We start from the raw sequence: 627 nt of genomic DNA, 5'->3' as shown, positions 1-627 counted from the left end.
CCGCCAGGGCGTCGCGGACGGCCTGCGCGTACTGTTCCGGCGTGGTCATGCGTGCCCCTCCTTGAGCAGGGAATCCATGGTGGCCGCGAACGAGGTCCACCGCTTGGCGGAGGCGGCGTACATGGTGCGGCCGACCTCGTTGAGGCCGTAGTACTTGCGGTGAGGGCCCTCGTGTGAGGTCACGACGTAGGAGTTGAGCGCGCCGGCCTTGAACAGGCGGCGCAGCGTGCCGTAGACGGAGGCGTCGCCCACCTCTTCCAGGCCCGCCTCCGTGAGCCTGCGCACGACGTCGTAGCCGTAGCCGTCGCGCGCGTCGAGCACGGCCAGGACGGCCAGGTCGAGCACGCCCTTGAGCAACTGGCTGCTATCCACGCGAAGCAGAGTACTGTGCAATGCACAGTAGTGGCAACAAGAGAACCGGGCGGCTCCCGTAAGGGTGCCGCCCGGTCACATGATCAGCCTAGGCGGCGGCCGGAGCCGGGCAGGTCGCCGAGTAGTTGGCGACGCCCGACGAGGCGGCGTTCGGGCTGACGACGACGAGCTCGATGGTGCCCTTCGTCTCCTTGCTGTTGTGCGTGCCACCGACGCCCCAGGTCACGGCGAGGTCGCCGTTGACCTGACGCTCCA

General features: G+C 68.6%; 1 protein-coding gene. It reads right to left on the bottom strand.

What is annotated here, in order from left to right:
* Positions 1 to 45 precede the first annotated feature (45 nt).
* Positions 46 to 372: a PadR family transcriptional regulator gene (locus DMH01_RS42590; protein WP_125685106.1), complete on the bottom strand. Its 327-nt coding sequence runs from the start codon at positions 370 to 372 to the stop codon at positions 46 to 48.
* Between the last annotated feature and the right edge of the window lie 255 nt (positions 373 to 627).

It is taken from the genome of Amycolatopsis sp. WAC 04182, from assembly GCF_003947465.1.
Lineage (GTDB): Bacteria > Actinomycetota > Actinomycetes > Mycobacteriales > Pseudonocardiaceae > Amycolatopsis.
This window is presented reverse-complemented; position numbering and strand designations above follow the sequence as displayed.